17 protein-coding genes are annotated in these 17,972 nt (G+C 69.8%); 10 read left to right on the top strand and 7 right to left on the bottom strand.

The features are described 5' to 3' along the window. Nucleotides 1-73: 73 nt before the first annotated feature. A complete protein-coding gene (locus ACIGW2_RS05145; RefSeq protein ID WP_361579371.1) occupies nt 74-1,285 on the bottom strand; it encodes an NADP-dependent malic enzyme in 1,212 nt (403 codons plus the stop codon). Nucleotides 1,286-1,832: 547 nt separating this feature from the next. Between ACIGW2_RS05145 and ACIGW2_RS05140 the strand changes: the two genes are divergently transcribed. From ACIGW2_RS05140 to ACIGW2_RS05130, 3 genes are read left to right on the top strand one after another with little or no spacing between them, the layout of a single operon-like run. Next, a complete protein-coding gene (locus tag ACIGW2_RS05140) occupies nt 1,833-2,804 on the top strand; it encodes an ABC transporter substrate-binding protein (protein WP_361579369.1) in 972 nt (323 codons plus the stop codon). A 29-nt stretch (nt 2,805-2,833) separates the two neighbouring features. Continuing rightward, nucleotides 2,834-3,787, top strand: a complete 954-nt coding sequence (locus ACIGW2_RS05135; RefSeq protein ID WP_361579367.1) for an amino acid ABC transporter permease — start codon at nt 2,834-2,836, stop codon at nt 3,785-3,787. Then, entirely contained in the window at nt 3,784-4,551 is a 768-nt protein-coding gene (locus tag ACIGW2_RS05130) for an amino acid ABC transporter ATP-binding protein (RefSeq protein WP_356069910.1), read from the top strand. Before ACIGW2_RS05135 ends, ACIGW2_RS05130 begins: the two co-directional genes overlap by 4 nt. A 148-nt stretch (nt 4,552-4,699) precedes the next feature. On the opposite strand, the gene ACIGW2_RS05125 is transcribed toward ACIGW2_RS05130, so the two are convergent. Continuing rightward, the gene (locus ACIGW2_RS05125; RefSeq protein ID WP_391652487.1) at nt 4,700-5,491 is read right to left on the bottom strand and encodes a class I SAM-dependent methyltransferase; all 792 of its coding nucleotides are present in this window, start codon (nt 5,489-5,491) and stop codon (nt 4,700-4,702) included. Between the two features lie 95 nt (nt 5,492-5,586). Here ACIGW2_RS05125 and ACIGW2_RS05120 point away from each other — a divergent pair, with 95 nt between their 5' ends. Continuing rightward, nucleotides 5,587-6,216, top strand: a complete 630-nt coding sequence (locus ACIGW2_RS05120; protein ID WP_361579362.1) for a CGNR zinc finger domain-containing protein — start codon at nt 5,587-5,589, stop codon at nt 6,214-6,216. On the opposite strand, the gene sodX is transcribed toward ACIGW2_RS05120, so the two are convergent. Beyond that, entirely contained in the window at nt 6,120-6,554 is a 435-nt protein-coding gene (gene sodX / locus ACIGW2_RS05115) for a nickel-type superoxide dismutase maturation protease (protein WP_391652486.1), read from the bottom strand. The two genes, ACIGW2_RS05120 and sodX, sit on opposite strands and share 97 nt — an antisense overlap. 142 nt (nt 6,555-6,696) lie before the next feature. Here sodX and sodN point away from each other — a divergent pair, with 142 nt between their 5' ends. Beyond that, complete coding sequence (gene sodN, locus ACIGW2_RS05110) at nt 6,697-7,092, top strand: superoxide dismutase, Ni (protein WP_030207400.1); 396 nt, start codon at nt 6,697-6,699, stop codon at nt 7,090-7,092. A gap of 7 nt (nt 7,093-7,099) precedes the next feature. On the opposite strand, the gene ACIGW2_RS05105 is transcribed toward sodN, so the two are convergent. Further along, entirely contained in the window at nt 7,100-8,254 is a 1,155-nt protein-coding gene (locus ACIGW2_RS05105) for a tyrosine-type recombinase/integrase (RefSeq protein WP_399841168.1), read from the bottom strand. Between the two features lie 24 nt (nt 8,255-8,278). Further along, the gene (locus ACIGW2_RS05100) at nt 8,279-8,779 is read right to left on the bottom strand and encodes a helix-turn-helix transcriptional regulator (protein ID WP_362427413.1); all 501 of its coding nucleotides are present in this window, start codon (nt 8,777-8,779) and stop codon (nt 8,279-8,281) included. 121 nt (nt 8,780-8,900) lie between these two features. Here ACIGW2_RS05100 and ACIGW2_RS05095 point away from each other — a divergent pair, with 121 nt between their 5' ends. The 5 genes from ACIGW2_RS05095 (at nt 8,901) to ACIGW2_RS05075 (ending at nt 15,579) form a co-directional block, all read left to right on the top strand. Further along, nucleotides 8,901-9,095 carry an AlpA family transcriptional regulator gene (locus tag ACIGW2_RS05095; protein ID WP_030207232.1) on the top strand — a complete coding sequence of 65 codons (195 nt, stop codon included), beginning with the start codon at nt 8,901-8,903 and terminating at the stop codon, nt 9,093-9,095. A 521-nt stretch (nt 9,096-9,616) separates the two neighbouring features. Beyond that, the gene (locus tag ACIGW2_RS05090; protein WP_399841164.1) at nt 9,617-10,897 is read left to right on the top strand and encodes a DUF3631 domain-containing protein; all 1,281 of its coding nucleotides are present in this window, start codon (nt 9,617-9,619) and stop codon (nt 10,895-10,897) included. 315 nt (nt 10,898-11,212) lie between these two features. Beyond that, entirely contained in the window at nt 11,213-11,764 is a 552-nt protein-coding gene (locus ACIGW2_RS05085; RefSeq protein WP_399841161.1) for a hypothetical protein, read from the top strand. Continuing rightward, nucleotides 11,754-13,451, top strand: coding sequence for a relaxase/mobilization nuclease domain-containing protein (locus ACIGW2_RS05080; protein ID WP_399841159.1), 1,698 nt, complete (start codon nt 11,754-11,756; stop codon nt 13,449-13,451). The genes ACIGW2_RS05085 and ACIGW2_RS05080 overlap by 11 nt, the downstream gene beginning before the upstream one ends. 190 nt (nt 13,452-13,641) lie before the next feature. Further along, nucleotides 13,642-15,579 carry a pentapeptide repeat-containing protein gene (locus ACIGW2_RS05075; RefSeq protein ID WP_399841157.1) on the top strand — a complete coding sequence of 646 codons (1,938 nt, stop codon included), beginning with the start codon at nt 13,642-13,644 and terminating at the stop codon, nt 15,577-15,579. Nucleotides 15,580-15,783: 204 nt separating this feature from the next. Here the strand turns inward: ACIGW2_RS05075 and ACIGW2_RS05070 are convergent, their stop codons facing one another. Then, complete coding sequence (locus ACIGW2_RS05070; protein ID WP_399841155.1) at nt 15,784-16,602, bottom strand: class I SAM-dependent methyltransferase; 819 nt, start codon at nt 16,600-16,602, stop codon at nt 15,784-15,786. Continuing rightward, nucleotides 16,599-17,936: a helix-turn-helix domain-containing protein gene (locus tag ACIGW2_RS05065; RefSeq protein WP_399841151.1), complete on the bottom strand. Its 1,338-nt coding sequence runs from the start codon at nt 17,934-17,936 to the stop codon at nt 16,599-16,601. Before ACIGW2_RS05065 ends, ACIGW2_RS05070 begins: the two co-directional genes overlap by 4 nt. Nucleotides 17,937-17,972: the final 36 nt, after the last annotated feature.

Genomic DNA, 17,972 nt, shown 5'->3' with positions numbered 1-17,972 from the left:
CGGTTCGGCCGAACCCGGGCGGGGCTTCGTGCGCGCTTGCGTGGCACGCGGGGGTGTGCTGCGCCGTGTGGCGTCAGCGGCGGGCGACGCCCTCCGCGCGCGCGGCGGCGGCGACGGCGGCCGCGACGGCCGGGGCGACCCGCTCGTCGAACGGCGAGGGGATCACGCAGTCGGCGGACAGGTCCTCGCCGACCACGCCGGCGATGGCGTCGGCGGCGGCGATCTTCATGCCCTCGGTGATCCGGGAGGCCCGGACCTGGAGCGCGCCGGCGAAGATGCCGGGGAACGCGAGGACGTTGTTGATCTGGTTCGGGTAGTCCGAGCGGCCCGTGGCCACGACCGCCGCGTACTTGTGCGCGACGTCGGGGTGCACCTCGGGGTTCGGGTTGGCCATGGCGAAGACGAAGGCGTTCGGCGCCATGGCCGCGACCGCCTCCTCCGGGACCGTGCCGCCGGAGACGCCGATGAAGACGTCCGCGCCGGCCAGGGCGGACTCCAGCGAGCCGGAGAGGCCCGCCTTGTTGGTCAGCCCGGCGATCTCGCGCTTGACGTCCGTGAGGTCCTCGCGGTCGGAGCTCACGACGCCCTTGCGGTCGGTCACGCAGACGTCGCCGATGCCGGCCTCCAGGAGGAACTTCGCGATGGCCACGCCGGCCGCGCCCGCGCCGGAGATGACCGCGCGCAGGTCGCCCAGGGTCCGGCCGGTCAGCTTGGCGGCGTTCCGCAGGGCCGCCAGGGTGACGATGGCGGTGCCGTGCTGGTCGTCGTGGAAGACCGGGATGTCCAGGCGCTCCTGGAGCTTGCGCTCGATCTCGAAGCACCGGGGCGCCGAGATGTCCTCCAGGTTCACGCCGCCGAAGGACGGGGCGAGCCGGACGACGGTCTCGACGATCTCGTCGGTGTCGGTGGTGGCGAGCGCGATCGGGACCGCGTCCACGCCGCCGAACTGCTTGAAGAGGATGGCCTTCCCCTCCATGACCGGGAGGGAGGCCTCCGGGCCGATGTCGCCGAGGCCGAGCACCGCCGTGCCGTCGGTCACGACCGCGACGACCTGGGACTTCCAGGTGTAGTCGTTGACCAGCTCGGGCTGCTCCGCGATTGCCGTGCACACCTTGGCGACGCCGGGCGTGTACGCGAGGGACAGGTCGTCCTTGTCGCGCAGCGGCACCGTGGCCGAAATGGCCATCTTGCCGCCGCGGTGCAGCGCGAACGCCGGATCGAAGGGCTCGCCGGGAGCCCCTTCCGTACCGGTCTCGCTGCGAGGATTGACGATCTCCGCTGCCATTGGGTTGACCCCTTAAGTCTTCTTCATTTGAGGGTGGCCACTCCTTGTTGAGGAGGGGTGGGCGGGTCCCGCGGCCGCCGTGTCTGGCAGCCGCGCGGGCGCGCCGCACAACGCGCCCTGAGCCCCGGATGAGGGGTGTAAGGATCCTTCTTACCGGACGGACGGGTCCGGAGACGAGTCGATACCGCCTCGGTGACGCGACTCATACCGAGCGCGACCGGGCCCGTACGGAGCAGGGACAGGCGACGACTCGTCACCCGATGTCCGGACAGATCGCCCCAGGACCCGAATGGCGGCGTTCCTGTCGTCCGAATGGCGAGATGAACCGAAGATTTTACGGTGGGCGACCCACCTCCCCGCAGAAGGTTTTGCCTTGCGAGGACTGGTCGGCGCGATTCGGCCACGACCCGTTATCCGATTTTGACATCCGTGGCCGCCTGTTTGAGGCAGTCCGAATGGCAAGATGCCGTAATCACACGAGGTCGCGGCACTCGAAGGTGCGTGCGCGGCCTAAGGCAACTCCCTCACACGCCGGAGGAACCCGACCATGACCGCACGCTCCACGCGCTGTACGACCGCCGCCAAGACCCGCACGTCCCGTCTTGCCGCGGTCGCCGCCATCGCGGTCGCCGGCTCGATGCTGCTGACCGCCTGCGGCGACCAGACCAATGACGGCGGCGCCTCCCAGACGGGCGGCTCCAGCGCCCCCGCCGCGAGCAAGGCCCCCCTCTTCTCGAAGCTCCCGGCCGACATCCAGAAGGCCGGCGTCATCAAGGTCGGCACCGACGCCTCGTACGCGCCGATGGAGTTCACCGAGGGCGGCAAGATCGTCGGCGTCGACCCCGACATCGCCGAGGCCCTGAGCAAGCAGCTCGGCGTGAAGTTCGAGTTCACCTCGGGCACCTTCGACGGCCTCATCACCTCGATCTACACCGGCCGCCAGGACCTGATCATGTCGTCCATGACGGACAACAAGAAGCGTCAGGAGGGCCTGGACGACAACGGCAAGAAGATCGGCAAGGGCATCGACTTCGTCGACTACTTCAGCTCCGGCGTCTCCCTGCTGGTCAAGAAGGGCAACCCGCAGGGCGTCAACTCCCTCGACGACCTGTGCGGCAAGACCGTGGCCGTGCAGCGCGGCACGATCTACGAGGACACCTTCAAGGCGCAGGCGACCAAGTGCGGCGCCAACAAGCTGACCATCCAGGCCTTCGACACCGACGCCGAGGCGCAGACCCGCGTCAAGGCCGGCGGCGCCGTGGCCGACCTCAACGACTACCCGGTCGCCGCCTACATCGCGAAGACCTCGGGCGGCGGCAAGGACTTCGAGGTCGTCGGCAGCCAGAGCGACGTCGGCCTCTTCGGCATCGGCGTGTCCAAGGACAAGACGCAGCTGCGCGACGCCGTCAAGGAGGCCCTGGACGCGATCATCAAGGACGGGTCCTACGCCGAGGCCCTGAAGAAGTGGAACGTCGAGGGCAGCGCCGTGAAGTCGGCCACCATCAACGCCGGCAAGTGACCTCCTCGTTCCACTGAAGGGCAGTCGTCGTGACTGACAAGATCTCCAAGGAGCCGTCGGACGCCCGTCCGGCCGGCTCCGGCCCCTCGGGCGTCCCGTACGAGGCGATCAAGGCCATCCCGGTGCGGCACTACGGGCGCTGGGTCAGCGCCGTCGTGGTCGTCGCGCTGCTGGGCTGGCTGGTCTACGCGTTCTCCCAGGGCAACATCATCTGGGACACGGTGTGGGACAAGCTGTTCGACTCGTCCGTCATCGACGGCCTGGTCAACACCGTGATCATCAGCGTCGCCTCCATGGCGCTGGGCCTCGTCCTCGGCATCCTCTTCGCGGTGATGCGCCTGTCGAAGAACCCGGTCACCGGCGCGGTCGCGTGGCTGTACATCTGGTTCTTCCGCGGCACGCCGGTGTACGTGCAGCTGCTGGTGTGGTTCAACCTGTCGCTGATCTTCGAGTACATCAACCTCGGGCCGATCTACAAGAACGAGACCGTCGACGTCATGACGCCGTTCATGGTGGCGCTGCTCGGCCTCGGCCTCAACGAGGGCGCCTACATGGCGGAGATCGTCCGGGCCGGCATCCAGTCGGTCGACGAGGGCCAGACCGAGGCGGCGCACGCGCTGGGCATGTCGCAGACGAAGACCATGTGGCGGGTCGTGCTGCCGCAGGCCATGCGCGTGATCGTGCCGCCGACGGGCAACGAGTTCATCAACATGCTCAAGACCTCGTCGCTGGTCTCGGCCGTGCAGTACACCGAGCTCCTGCGGGCCTCCTCGAACATCGGCAACACGGCCGGCGCCGTGATGGAGATGCTCTTCGTGGCCTCGATCTGGTACCTGGCGCTGACCAGCGTGTTCAGCGTCGGCCAGTACTACCTGGAGCGCCGTTTCTCCCGCGGTTCGACCCGTAACCTGCCGCCCACCCCGTGGCAGCGCGTCAAGACGAACCTCGCCACCTTCAAGCGTTCCCCGGAGGCAACGGCATGACCGGTCAGCTCATGGTCAAGGCGGAGGGCGTCCACAAGTCCTACGGCGCGGCCCACATCCTGCGCGGCATCGACTTGGAGGTGCGCAACGGAGAGGTCTTCTGCCTGGTCGGCCCGTCCGGCTCCGGCAAGTCCACCTTCCTGCGCTGCATCAACCACCTGGAGCGCATCGACGGCGGCCGGCTCTCGGTCGACGGCGAGCTGGTGGGCTACCGCCAGAAGGGCGACAAGCTCTACGAGCTCAAAGACAGCGAGGTCGCGGTCCAGCGCCGTGACATCGGCATGGTGTTCCAGCGCTTCAACCTGTTCCCGCACATGACGGCCCTGGCCAACGTCATGGAGGCGCCGGTCCAGGTGAAGGGCGAGTCCAAGGCGGTGGCCCGCGAGCGCGCCGAGCGCCTGCTCGACCGGGTGGGCCTGCGGGACCGGATGGGGAACTACCCCTCGCAGCTCTCCGGCGGCCAGCAGCAGCGCGTGGCCATCGCCCGCGCGCTGGCGATGGAGCCGAAGCTGATGCTCTTCGACGAGCCGACCTCGGCGCTCGACCCGGAGCTCGTGGGTGACGTCCTCGACGTCATGCGCGACCTGGCCGAGTCTGGCATGACGATGGTCGTCGTCACGCACGAGATGGGCTTCGCCCGGGAGGTCGGCGACTCGCTGGTCTTCATGGACGGCGGCGTGGTGGTCGAGTCCGGCAACCCGCGCGACGTCCTGACGAACCCGCAGCACGACCGGACGAAGGCGTTCCTGTCCAAGGTGCTGTAGGCGCGGACACGGGCGCACGGAAAGGGGCGGTACGGGCGCGAGCCCGTACCGCCCCTTTCCACCGTCCGGGGAGCCGGTCGCCGGGGCCCAGGGGCCGGTGGCCGCCGTCCGGGGAGCCGGTCGCCGGGGCCCAGGGGCCGGGGCGGCCCTACTTCACGGCCAGCAGCAGCGTGTCCGAGGGCGAGGCCCAGACGGTGCGGGCCTCGCCGAAGCCGGCCGCGCGCAGGGCCTCGGCGTGCCAGCGGGGCGCGGGCATGTCGCCGTCGGCGTGCTCGCCGTAGATCTCGAAGCGGCGGGCGGTGGGCCCGGCGAGGACCGGGTCCTTGGCGGCGAGCGCCCACCAGTCGGCCCAGTCGAGCACCCCGGCGGCCTTCTCGCGGTCCATCCGGGCGTGCCGGCGGGCGCGCTCGGCGGCGTTGATGCGGGGCGTGTCGGGGTCGATCATGTGGTCGGCGTTCATGAGGACGCCGCCGTCCCGGACCAGCCCGGCGAGCTGCCCGTAGAGGGCGGCCAGGGGCTCGCTGTGCAGCCAGTGGAGTGCGGTGGCGGTGAGGACGGCGTCGTACGTGTCGTACGGCAGCGCCTCGGTCCAGGCGGGGTCCTTGAGGTCGGCGGTCACGAGGGTGACCCGGGCGTCGCCGGCGAAGGTGCCGGCGGCGATGGCGAGGAGCGCCGGGTCGAGGTCGACCCCGGTGCTGGTGGCGTTCGGGAACCGCCGGAGCAGCCGGTCCGTGATACTTCCCGTACCACAGGCGAGGTCGAGCACGCGGGGCTCCGGTCCCACGAGCGCCTCGACCATGTCGAGCATCACCCGGAACCGGTCCTCGCGGTCGGGCATGTACCACTCCTGCTGACGGTCCCAGCTGCGCTGCCAGGCCGCCCAGTCGGTCCCGGTCGCGTCGGTTCCGGCCGCTTCGGTTCCGGTCGTGGCGTCCGTCATGGCTCTGCCTCCACCCTCTTCGTAATACCCTCGAAGGGAAGGCGTCGCTTACCCTTCCCCGTCCCGACCCTAGCCCGCCGGAGTAAGGACTACAAGTGGAACTGGCCTATTACTCGGACTACGCCGTACGTCTGGTCAACACCGAGGAGCCGGCCCGCAACAAGGACTCCCTCACCTCGGTCGAGGCGGTCCGCGACCTCTTCGGCGCCGCGTCCCAGATGGCCCGGCGGGCCACCGACGCCGACGTGACCCGCTTCCGGTCCGTACGCACCCGGCTGCGGGCGGTCTTCACCGCGGCCGACGAGGGGGACCACACCGGGGCGGTGGACCTGCTGAACTCGCTCCTCCTGGAGTTCCCGGTCAGCCCCCAGATCTCCGGCCACGACTACCTCGACGAGGAGGGCCGGCCCAGGTGGCACATGCACCTCGCCGATCACCCGTCGAACGCGACCGCGGGCTACGCCGCCATCGCCGCCATGGGGCTGGCCTTCCACCTCACCGAGTTCGGTGCCGACCGCCTGGGCCTGTGCCAGGCCGCGCCCTGCCGCAACGCCTACCTGGACACCTCCACCAACCGCTCCCGCCGCTACTGCTCCGACCGCTGCGCGACCCGCGCCAACGTGGCCGCCTACCGGGCCCGCAAGCGCCAGGAGGCCCTGGACGCCGAGCGCACCGGCCTGACGGCGGAGAACAGCCAGGAGAGCGCCACACCGAGCGAACGCTGACGCCCGGGGGTGACGGGCCGGTACCGCGCCCGCACCCGCCCGAGCACCAGCGGGTCCGGTACGGTCCCGAACACCCGGCTGTCGCCCTCGGCGTCCGGGTTGTCCCCCAGCACCCACCAGCCGCCCGCGCGCCGCTCGATCAGCCGCTTCACGATGAGCAGGTCCTGCTGGAGCGGATGCCGCAGCACGGCCACGTTCCCGGGCCGCAGCCGCGCCCCGTAATGCACGAACAGCTGATCGCCGTGGAGCAGCGTGGGCACCATCGACACCCCCGTCACCTCGGCGATCCCGAACGGGGCCCCGGGCTCCCGCCCCGGCTCGCGCCCCGATTCCACCATCCGGCACCTCCCGGTCCGATCGTCCACGAGTCCCATGGTGACCCTGGACTTTTGTCCTAAGCCCCAGGGGGCGCTCGCGAAAACACGCTTCTCACCGAGTAATGTCCCACCTGAGAAGACGATCACGAGGAAGGACAGCAGCATGCTCTCCCGCCTGTTTGCCCCCAAGGTCAAGGTCAGCGCCCACTGCGACCTCCCCTGCGGCGTGTACGACCCGGCCCAGGCCCGCATCGAGGCCGAGTCCGTCAAGGCCGTCCAGGAGAAGTACCAGGCGAACGAGGACCCGCACTTCCGCGCCCGCGCCACGGTCATCAAGGAGCAGCGCGCCGAGCTGGCCAAGCACCACGTCTCGGTGCTGTGGAGCGACTACTTCAAGGCCCCGCACTTCGAGAAGTACCCCGAGCTCAACCAGCTCGTGAACGACACCCTGAAGGCCCTGTCGGCGGCCAAGGCCTCGACGGACCCGAAGACGGGCGAGAAGGCGCTGGAGCTCATCGCCGAGATCGACCGCATCTTCTGGGAGACGAAGAAGGCTTGATCTCTGGTTAGGCGTTCTGACCTGCGGTTTCGCGGGCCATGTCGCCTACCTGTCCGCACCCGGTCCGCAGGCCGCCGAGCACGGCGTCCATGACGGCCCGGGTGCGGTCTTCTTCCCCCGGCCACAGGTGCGCGTAGATCCGCAGCGTGATGACGGCGGACGCGTGCCCGAGGACCAACTGCACCTGCTTGACGCTCGCACCGCCGGCGATCAGCGCGGAGGCGTAGAAGTGCCGCAGGTCGTGGGTGACCATGTGCGGCAGCTCGACGGGCTTGCGGCCCTCACTCTTGGCCGCCTCGTTCTCCTCCGCCTGGAGCGCCCTGCGGGCGCAATTCCACTCGGTCTTCCAGCGCCGGTAGTTGAGCGGCTCCCCCTCCTCCATCGTGAACAGCCACTCCTTGGAGGGGCGTGCGGCGAGATGCGCGAGGAGTGCGTCGGTGACGACCTCGCCGACCGGGACCGTGCGCCGGGACTTCGCGGTCTTCGGCGGGCCGATCTTCCCCGACTGGAGCCGCTGCCGCTCGACGCGGATGGTGCCGGCCTTGAAGTCGACGTCCGACACCTTGAGGCCGAGCAACTCGCCTATTCGCAAGCCTGACCCGGCGAGCGTGACGATCGCCGCGCGGATGTACGGCGGCATCACGCGGGCCATGGCCTCGACCTGGGCGACCGTGGGCGGGGTGACCTCCTCGTCCGACGTGGGCGGGAGGGTGATCCGACGGCATGGGCTGGACGCGATGACCTTGTCCTCCACGGCCGCGGTCATGACGCGCACGAGGACGTCGTAGACGTTGCGCACGCTGCCGGGACCGAGCTGGTCGGACAGGTGCTTGAAGAGCACCTGTATGTCGTTGCGGCGTATCGCTGCCATGGAGCGGGCACCCAGTGCCGGTACGAGGTGCAGCCGGAGCGCGTTGTCGGTGATGCGCTCACCCGCCTCGCTGGCGATGAGCGAGCCTTCCCACTTCTCGGCGTACTTCTCGAACGTCACGCGACCGGCACGAGGATCAACGTACTGGCCGGTGACCATGCTGGCCGTGACCTCGTCGAGCCAGCGCTGAGCGTCGAGCTTCCGCTCGAAGTGGCGGGCGTGCTCCTTGCCGTCGAGATCACGGTAGCGGGCCCGCCATTTGCCGTTGGGGCGCTTCTGGATGTTGGCCAAGTGGCCTCTCCTTCATGTCGGTTGTCAGTAGTGGCCGCCGTCCTCGATGTCGCTGCTGAGCGTGCGAGCGTCCCGCTCGTCGCCCATGAGGCGGAGGCACTGCTCGTGGATGGCCCGCGAGCTGTCGGGGTGGGCCTTGATGTGGTCGGCGATGGCGACCACGGCGCGGTGGAGGCGGTCGCGCGCGTCTCGGGCCTCGTAGAACGCTTCGACGGCCTCTTGGACGAGGCGCCGGCTGTCGATGTCGAGCCCCTCCAGGGGCGGGGACATCAGCTCTTCAAGAGGGAGCTCGAAGACGCGGCTGAAGGCGAGGGCCTCATCGAGATTGATGCGCCGACGCGGCGTGCCGTTCTCGATACGCCAGACCGCCGTCTGGTTCATCTTCACGCCGGCTCTGGTCACTCGATCAGCCAGCTCGGTCGTGCTCCACCCTCTGACCTCACGCTCCAGGGCCACACGCGCGGCCACGTTCCCTTCGCTGTAGAGCAGCGGCACCTCGCCGCCTTCGGGCCTGTCGCCTGCCATCGAACCTCCATCGTCACCGTCGCTATCCCAATTGAAACATGAGCTTCCCGATTTGGGTAACCGCCGACCCTGGGGTACAACTTTATGCAGATCGAATCGCCATCTAGCCGAATGGGAATGAATGCGATACCTGACCACCGCCGAAGTCGCCGAGCGCTACCGCACAGCCGAGAGCACCGTCCGGTACTGGCGCCAGATCAAGAAGGGACCGCGCGGCATCAAGGTCGGCAAGCGGGTGCTCTACCCCGAGGCGGAGCTGCTGCGCTACGAGCGCACGCTGATCGACGGCCGAGACGAGTGGGGCCTGGCCTCATGAGCCGCCAGCAACCCCGGACACAGCAACGGCCCCCGGCGCGCCAACGCCGAGGGCCGGAGATTCCCCTGCCTGTCGCCCATCCCTGAACGAACGAACCGGTGAGAGGGCGGGGCCTTGCCCGTCCCGCCCCTCACCTGAGAGGAACGCCAATGGAGGACTCTACGTCCCCCGCCACCTCGAACACGTCCCCCAAGGTCGTCTGGCCCACCCCTGCGGTTCCCGGCCAGGGCATCCCGTGGCACCGTCCGGACCGAGCGGACGGACGGTCCACCTCTCCGGGGACCGGCCACCGACCGGACCGTGCCGCTGGTCCGGTCGGTCCGGAACCGGACCAACCGGCTACCGAAACCCGGACCGAAGTTCCGGTCAACTCGGACCAGGAACCCGGACCGACGGAGAACGCGCAGCTCAGCGGCCTATCGGACCGGACTGGGAACCCGGACCATGGACCCGGTCCGCAAGCCGAGGGTCGGGCGGAGAGTTCCGGTCGGTCGGCCAGCGAACCCGGACCGTCGGTCCCGGTGGATCACGGTGCTCCGGGGACGGTCCCCGAACCCGGACCGGGAACTGGGGACCGCGAGCGCGCCGGTCTCAAGGCGGACCGGGACGAGGCCGGGACCGTCGTACTGGACGAGCTGCGCGCCGCGATCGGCCGCTACGTGGTGCTGCCGAGCGAGGAGGCCCTGACGGCGGTCACCCTGTGGGTGGCGGCCTCCCACATTCAGCCCGCACTCCAGCACGCGCCGCGTCTGGCGGTGGTGGGGCCGACCAAGGGATGCGGCAAGTCCCGTGTCCTGGACGTGCTCCACGAGACTGTGTCCCGGCCGATGATGACGGTGAACACCTCGCCGGCGGTGGTCTTCCGCGTCATCGGCGAGGACCCGCCGACGCTGCTGGTGGACGAGGCCGACACCATCTTCGGCCCCAAAGCCGGCGACAAGGAGGACCTGCGCGGCCTGCTGAACGCGGGGCACCAGCGCAACCGGCCCGCCTGGCGAATCTCCGGACCGGAGCACAAGGCGACGGCGTTTCCCACCTTCGCCATGGCGGCGCTCGCCGGGATCGGCGACCTGCCAGACACGATCATGGACCGGGCGGTCGTGCTCCGCATGCAGAAGCGCAGGCCGGGTGAGCACATAGCCCCGTTCCGCTCGCGGTATTCCGTCCCGGAACTGAACGCGCTGCGCGACCGTCTGACCGCCTGGCTGGCCCCGCTGCGGAGCACCGCAGAGGGCTTGGTTCCGCAGATGCCGGTCGAAGATCGTGCCGCCGACACGTGGGAACCGCTGGTCATCGTCGCCGACCTGGCCGGCGGGCACTGGCCCTCGCGGGCCCGTGCCGCCTGCCTGGCGATGACCCGGAACGAGGTGGTCCAGGACGAGCAGACGACGCTGAAGACCCGGCTGCTGCGCGACATCCGCCGCGTGTTCGAGCAGCAGGGCGACACGGAGGCGCTGCGCAGCCACGATCTGCTCGCCGCCCTCGTCCAGGACGCCGAGGCGCCGTGGGCCGAGTACGGGACGAAGGGCCTGAACGCCTACCACCTGGCCAACCTGCTGCGCGACTTCGGCATCAGCCCGGCCAACCACCGCTTCGAGAACGGCAGGCAGGCCAAGGCGTACGCCCGCAACCAGTTCCTCGACGCCTGGGCCCGCTACTGCCCCGACCCTGCCCCACCGGCCCCCGCAGCTAGCGATGCTGCGCTCGCACGTCGAGTCCCGGGCAAGCCACCGACCCCTCCGACCGGCACGCTGCCCATCGGCCCGCCCGGCGGGCTTGCCGGCCCCAAGCCCACGCGCTGACACCAGCTCCGTATCAATCCGTCGCATCCGTCCCCGCGCAGGTCAGCGCGGGGACGGAGTTCCTTGCCGATACGGATCACTCCGTACCTGCGACCGCCTCCGTACCTGTCCTGACCAGCTACGGGACGGATGCAACGGACGTGACGAAGCCCCAGCCCACACGACCACCGGAGCACCACCATGCCCGAAACAAGCACCGACAACTCCCCCACCCGCCGCCGCAAGGGATTCTTCGGCCTGACCCGCCGATCAGCAGCAAGCTGGAGCGAACGAGCCTCTAACGAGGCTTCGTCCGCGCTTGCCCCCGCCCCAGGGGTGGCGGAGGAGGAGGCCGAGCGCCAGGGGGCGCCCGAGTCGGAGGAGGGCATAGCCGACGCCGCTGCCCTCCGCACCGAGCCGCCGACCGACGTCCAACCGCCCGTCGAGCAGCTCTCCTGGCGAGATCTCGACGCCCCCGCCCTGCCTGCGCTGATGAACCGCAAGCGCACGGTGGAGAAGCGCGACCAGGAGAAGACCATCCGCTTCACGCGGACAGCGGTCGGCGTGATCAGCGCCGCCGCTCACCAGCGCGGCCAGAAGTTCGCCGGGTTCGTCGGCGACGCCGCCCTCGCCGTCGCCCTCGGCAAGGCGGGGCTGGTCGGCAGCCCGGAGGACGACCCGGTCCGCCCCCTGATCGAGGCCGTCGAGGCACAGACGGTCGCGCTGAAGCGCATCGGCGGCAACCTCAACCAGATCACCGCAGCAATCCACCGAGGAACAGTGCCCGAGCGTGCCGAGGCCGTGCTGGACCGCGTCGAGCAAGCCGCCGAGAACAGCCACCGACTGATCGACCAGCTCCTGACGGAAGGCACCACCCATGGTTCCTGACGTCTCCACCGGCTCCGACACCCGCGGACTGATCGTCTACCTCTTCGGCCCCGGCCGCCGCGACGAACACACCGACCCTCACATCGTCGCCGCCTGGGACATGGCCGGCGCCCCCGACCCCGGCCGCGACGCGGCAGCCACCTACACCCAGCTCGCCAAGCGCCTCGACCACCATGTCGACCTGCGCACCCGCGAGCTGGGCGGCAAGAAACCATCTCAGCACGTCTGGCACTGCCCGGTCCGCACCGCGCCCGGCGACCGCTACCTCACCGACACCGAGTGGGCCGAGGTCGCCCGCCGCATCGTTCACGTCACCGGCATCGCCCCCGAAGGCGACGAGAAGGCATGCCGGTGGATCGCGGTGCGCCACGCCGACGACCACATTCACATCATGGCCACCACCGTCCGCGCCGACGGGCGCCGCCCGCGCATCAACCGCGACGGACAGCGGGCCCAAGCCGAGTGCCGCAAGATCGAGGCCGAGTTCGGCCTGCGCCGCCTGAAGTCCGGCGACCTCACCGCGCCCCGCACCCCCACCGGCGCCGAACGCGCCAAGGCCGAGCGCCAGGGCCAGACGGTCACGGCACGGCACTGGCTGCGCGAGCAGGCGTACGCGGTCGCCGCCGCCGTACACAACGAAGCCGACTACTTCACCGTGCTGCAGTCCCTCGGCATCAAGGTCAAGACACGCCTCGGCCCCGAGACAGGCGACGTGATCGGCTACAGCCTCGCCGCCCCCGGCGACACCAACGCGGCCGGCGAACCCGTCTGGTACGGCGGCTCCAAACTAGCCCCCGACCTCTCCATCAATCGCCTACGCGAACGCCTCCCCGACCAGGATGTGGCCGACCACCACCGGTACGTGATGGACCCCGCCGGCCCATGGCGCCACACCACCACCGCTATCCACGCGGCACGCGCCGTCCTCGACTCCGGTGACGATGCCGCCGCCCAGGGCCACCTGGCCGCCTTCGGCGATGCCCTGTACAACATCGCCGGCGCCACGACCGGCCCACACCGAGCGGAACTACAGGCGGCGGCGATGGCGTTCAACCGCGCCCGCCGCTCCGCCACCCGCGCCGACCACCAGGCCGCCACCGCCCTGCGCAAGGCCGCCAAGGAACTCGCCTACGCCTCCAACGAGCCCGGCGGACTCGCCATCGCCCTGCTCTTCGCCACCGTGCACCTGGCCCGCGCCGCCGCCCACTGGCACGCCCAACGCGGCCACGAACAGCAAGCAGCCGCAGCCGAAGAAGCCCTCCGCCACCTCCAGGCGGGCTACCAGCAGGCCGCCACACCCGTCCTGGCTGACCTGACCCGCCGCGCACCACGAGCTCCGACCGCCCGCCGCTTCGAGCAGGACGTGCGCGCGGCCCTCCCCGACCACGCCGACCAGATCCTCGCCGACCCCACTTGGACCGCCCTGACCACCACCCTCGCCCACGCCGAGACCGCCGGCCACAACCCCCGACGCCTCCTGGCCGAAGTGGGCACCCAGCGGGAACTCGACAGCGCCGAGCACCCCGCCGAGGTCCTCAACTGGCGCATCACCGCTCAACCGAACCGGCGGACCCAAGCCGCTCACAGCCGAAGCACCACCAGCAGCACCTCGGCCATGTCCGCCACGCCACACCCTCCGGCCACACCAGTGGCCATGAGGCCCGAAGAGCGCAGTCGACACCGCTGACCCCGGCCCGATGCCCCGCCACCACTCGTGGCGGGGCATCTGGTCCAGCTCAACGGCAGAGCTTTCATGATGGCGTCGTCGAAGTCAGGAAACTCCTGTGCGGCCTGCGCGATGATCGCCGTTGTTGACGCGCGGCGGTCCGGAGCGAACTGACCGCCAACACAACCCTTCTTCCTGGAGCCGTTCCACCATGAGCACACCCCCGCCTGAGCCGGCGGCGCCGTCCTGGCCGTACTGCGCCCACGGGGCCGACCCGGCCGCCGATCCCGTTGGCTGTCGCGGCATCCACGTCCCCGGCCACAACGCCTGCCTCGCCCACCTGACCGACACCGACCGCACTGCATACCTGGCGAGGCTGACCCCGGGCGCAGACGTCGACCACCGCGGCACCCCCTTCACCGAAGACCTCCTGGACCGGCTACTGACCGCCCTTTCCGACCCAACCACCACACACCCCCACCTCGGCCACGCCAGGTTCGACGCAGCGCAGTTCACCGGCGATGCCTCGTTCAACGACGCGCAGTTCACCGGCACCGCCTGGTTTGCCGGGGCGAGGTTCATCCACGCCGCTCGTTTCGACGGGGCGAGGTTCACCCAAGCCGCACGGTTCGGCGGGGCGCGATTCTCCGATGCCGCCTGGTTCGCGAAGGCGCAGTTCACCGGCGTCGCCTGGTTCGACGGGGTCCAGTTCATGGGCGAGACCCGGTTCAACAGGGCGCAGTTCACCGGAAGTGCCCGATTCCCCTGGGCGCACTTCACCAGCAGTGCCCATTTCGCCTTGGCTCAGTTCGCAGGCACCGCGCTGTTCGCGGAAGTCCAGTTTTCCGAGACTGCCAAGTTCAGCAAGGCTCAGTTCACCGGAACCGCCGCCTTCGACGAGGCCGAGTTCACAGGGAATGCCCTGTTCAACGGGACCGAGTTCACTGGCGACGTCCGATTCGACGGGGCCGCGTTCACTGGCGACGCCCAGTTCGACGGCGCACAGTTCTTGGTGGCTTCGTGGTTGGGGCCGGTCGCATGTGCGGGAACAGTGGACCTGTCGGGGGCCTTGTTCGGAGTGCCCCTGACGCTGGAGATCGCGGCGCGTCACGTGTCCTTTGTTCGGACACGGTGGGAGTCGACGGCCACAGTGAGGGTGCGGCGGGCCTCGGTAGATCTCGGCTACGCGGTGCTGGCGGCTCCCGTAGCGGTCACCGCCCACCCCGCCCCCTTCACCACCAGCGGCACGGCTGTGGACGAGAGCCTGCTGACCAGCCTTGAAGGGGTACGGGTGACCTCGGTGCAGGGAGTGGACGCCGCGCACTTGGTCCTGACCGACACGGACCTTTCCGACTGCCTGTTCTCCGGGGCCTTCCACCTCGACCAGCTCCGCCTGGAAGGCCGCACCACCATCGCACCCACACCCATCGGCTGGCACCGCCGGGGCATAATTCCCCTGAGGTGGACACGTCGGCGCGCCCTGGCCGAGGAACACCACTGGCGCGCGCAGACCGTCGGCCAACCTGCCCTGCCTGCGGGCGCCGAGCCGCCCGCCGACCGGTGGCGGACCGGCCCGCACCACCCGGACCCCACACACACCCCTGACCCCGACGATGTCGTCGCCCTGTACCGCCAGATCCGCAAGTCGTTCGAGGACGGCAAGAACGAGCCCGGCGCCGCGGACTTCTACTACGGCGAGTGCGAGATGCGCCGCCACGACAGGACGGGCACCCCAAAGACGGAACGCGGCCTGCTGTGGGCCTACTGGCTGTTGTCCGGCTACGGCTTGCGCGCCGCCCGCGCCCTGGGCTGGCTCGCCGCTGCCATGCTCGTCACGATCGTGCTGCTGATGGCCTTCGGCCTGCCAGCCTCCTCCCCGAAACAAGAAGTCACCGGCGTTGTCCCGCCTGGCGGAGGTAGCGTCACCTTCACTATCGACAAACAGGACCCGAAGAACCCCACAAAAGACAGGTTCACCAGCAAACGCTTCGACAAGGCCCTGAGCATCACGCTCAACTCCGTGGTGTTCCGCTCCAGCGGACAAGACCTCACCACTGCCGGCGCCTACATCGAGATGACCTCCCGCATCCTCGAGCCCACCCTCCTCGCCCTCGCAGTCCTCGCCATCCGAGGGCGCATCAAGCGCTGATCCCACCCCGACCACCCACGCCTGTTCCGGAAACTGGACACCCCCTCGTTGCCCCCGCGTAAATCGCGAAGTCGTCCAGGATCAGGACGTCCGGGCGAATCAGTTCACTCATCCGGTTTTCCCAGGTGTGGTCCGCGTGACCGCCTGCCAGCTCGGCCAGGCAGGACACCTGCTCGCCGGGCCCTGGTCACCACGGGGCTGACCTCACCGGCGGCAGACGAGGATGCCGCCCAGGCAGGTGATCTCGTACGCGCCGTTGCGGGTGATGTCGTCGGCGACGAGGACACGTGCCCGGTCGATGGTCGCCTCGAAGGGAACGTCGTGCTGGTCCGCCCAGGCGCGGTAGGAGGCCATGTGGGCGATGACGGGGTCAGGGTCATGGACCGTGATGGTCCCCGGCAGTTCGACGACCTCCACGCGGCTGAACTCCTCGCCGAGGAAGGCCGGAGCCTTCTCCAGAGAGAAGCGAGCGCTGAGCGAGATGCGAGCCGGGCCCCGGTCGATGCCGAGAACGTCGCCGGCAGCCCGCTGCCAGAGCTCGTCGAGTTCGGCCTTGTCGCGGTCGCTGTTGGTAGAGGCGATCACCAGCCCGTCACCGGCCACGATTCTTGCCAGTTCCCTGACCGCCTGGGGGATGTCGGGCACGTGATAGAGCATGTGGAGCGCAAGGGCGGCGTCGACGCTGCCCGCCGCAAGCGGAAGCCTCGTGGCATCCGCCACGGCAACGGGGCCGGGAACGTCGGCGAGGATGCCGGGGGCGATGTCGAGGCCGAGCAAGAACAGGTCCCCACGGTCCTGACGGAGTCGCTGGATGAACTTGCCATTGCCGCAGCCGATGTCGACGACGCTCCCGCGTACGTCGCCCAACTGCTCGGCGACGAGACCCGGCAGGTCGTACCGGGGCGTCTGCCATTGGTAGAGCGACTGCCGGGCAGCCAGGTCCCGGTCTCCGTTGTAGGCGCTGCCCGCCAGGCGGGCCCGGTCGGTGACGGCGGCGTCGTGGGCGGCGGACAGGTCGGTCACGTCGGCAACTCCGGTGGGTGGGCGGCGGGCAGGGACGCACGGACGGCCGTGTGCTGGAGTCGTTCGCGCAGGTGCACTGCCTGCGCGGCTCCACCGTACTGCGGCCCTTCCAGCTCACGCCCGAGAACGGTGAGCCGGCGCACGATACTGGCCGACATGCGCTCGGGCGAGGACTGAAGAACAAAGCCGAGCATCTCCTCCGTGCCCTCCAGGTCGCCCAGGAGCAGGTGCCCGCTGGCGAGGTCGAGGTGCGCGGCGAACAGGTCACCGACCGACTGATCATCTCCGTCCGCGCTGCGATAGAGGCGGATCGCCGTCTCCGCGCTGACGATGGCCCGGTGGACATGTTCCTGCCCGCCCACGGCCAGGAGAGTCGTTCCGGCGTACGCGAACTGCTTGGCCGCGGGGAAGTCAAAGACTCCCAGCACCTCGTCCTCGCCCGAGATCGCCCCGCGTGATCGTTCGGCATCCGACAGGGCAGCGAGCGCACCTGCCGAGTCGCCGACTATCGCCAACGCCCGCGCCTCCAGACTCGCCAGTCGTGCACCGATACTGCCGCTTGCCCGGTGCCGCCGGCCGGCCTGCGCCAGCCGGGCCGCCTGCTCGTACCGCCCTGTCCAGTACGCGATCAACGACTCCACGGCCCGTACCCAGGCCAGCATCCCCTCGTGCCCAGCCGCTTCGGCACAGGCGCGTGCGGTACGGGCATGGGTGGCGGCGGAGTCGTAGTCGCCGAGGTCTAGGCAGACGTGCGCGGACAGGCCGCAGAGGCGAGAAGCGGAGAGGTAGAGGTCAGTGGTCTGCCGGGGGTGCTGGCGCCCGCGCAGCAGCTCGAACGCCCCGTCCCGTAACCGCTTGATCTCGACGTACTGCTCCATCAGCGGGTGGCTGACGTACGTACGGGCGAGTCGGCCGACATCCGCCTCCAGTTGCTCGACGACGAACTCGTCGGCGTTGCGCTGCGCGATGAACCGGGCGAACTCGGCCGATCGCACCGCGTCCTCGGAGAGTGGGTCTCCACGAACGTGAGTGACTTCGGACGGCAGCACCGACGGCACGATCTCGACCCCGGAGGCGCCAGCCCCCTCCCGCTGCCCCTTGCTGGCGGCCACGGCTTGGTCGAGCACGGCGACATCGACATTGAAGACCTGCGCCAGGTACTTCCGGGCGTAGGGAACGGGAACTCGCGCTTCGCGCTCGTACCGCCCGATCTCCTTGCCGGTCTTCGCAGAACGCCCCTCCAGGGCGTTGTACTCGTCGGCAACCCTCTGCTGGCTCCAGCCGCGCGCGGTACGCAGCCGGACGAGCAAGGCGCCGATCCCGGTGTCGCCCATGCCGTCCCCCAGGAACACGTGACCTCTGGCCCCCAT

Source organism: Streptomyces sp. NPDC053541, assembly GCF_044544705.1.
Taxonomy (GTDB): domain Bacteria; phylum Actinomycetota; class Actinomycetes; order Streptomycetales; family Streptomycetaceae; genus Streptomyces.
This window is presented reverse-complemented; position numbering and strand designations above follow the sequence as displayed.

What these genes read in the sequence shown, in the direction of transcription:
- ACIGW2_RS05145 (WP_361579371.1), bottom strand. Translation starts at nt 1,285, where the DNA reads ATGGCAGCGGAGATCGTCAATCCTCGCAGCGAGACCGGTACGGAAGGG.
- ACIGW2_RS05140 (WP_361579369.1), top strand. Translation starts at nt 1,833, where the DNA reads ATGACCGCACGCTCCACGCGCTGTACGACCGCCGCCAAGACCCGCACG.
- ACIGW2_RS05130 (WP_356069910.1), top strand. Translation starts at nt 3,784, where the DNA reads ATGACCGGTCAGCTCATGGTCAAGGCGGAGGGCGTCCACAAGTCCTAC.
- ACIGW2_RS05125 (WP_391652487.1), bottom strand. Translation starts at nt 5,491, where the DNA reads ATGACGGACGCCACGACCGGAACCGAAGCGGCCGGAACCGACGCGACC.
- sodX (WP_391652486.1), bottom strand. Translation starts at nt 6,554, where the DNA reads ATGGTGGAATCGGGGCGCGAGCCGGGGCGGGAGCCCGGGGCCCCGTTC.
- sodN (WP_030207400.1), top strand. Translation starts at nt 6,697, where the DNA reads ATGCTCTCCCGCCTGTTTGCCCCCAAGGTCAAGGTCAGCGCCCACTGC.
- ACIGW2_RS05100 (WP_362427413.1), bottom strand. Translation starts at nt 8,779, where the DNA reads ATGGCAGGCGACAGGCCCGAAGGCGGCGAGGTGCCGCTGCTCTACAGC.
- ACIGW2_RS05095 (WP_030207232.1), top strand. Translation starts at nt 8,901, where the DNA reads ATGCGATACCTGACCACCGCCGAAGTCGCCGAGCGCTACCGCACAGCC.
- ACIGW2_RS05080 (WP_399841159.1), top strand. Translation starts at nt 11,754, where the DNA reads ATGGTTCCTGACGTCTCCACCGGCTCCGACACCCGCGGACTGATCGTC.
- ACIGW2_RS05075 (WP_399841157.1), top strand. Translation starts at nt 13,642, where the DNA reads ATGAGCACACCCCCGCCTGAGCCGGCGGCGCCGTCCTGGCCGTACTGC.
- ACIGW2_RS05065 (WP_399841151.1), bottom strand. Translation starts at nt 17,936, where the DNA reads ATGGGCGACACCGGGATCGGCGCCTTGCTCGTCCGGCTGCGTACCGCG.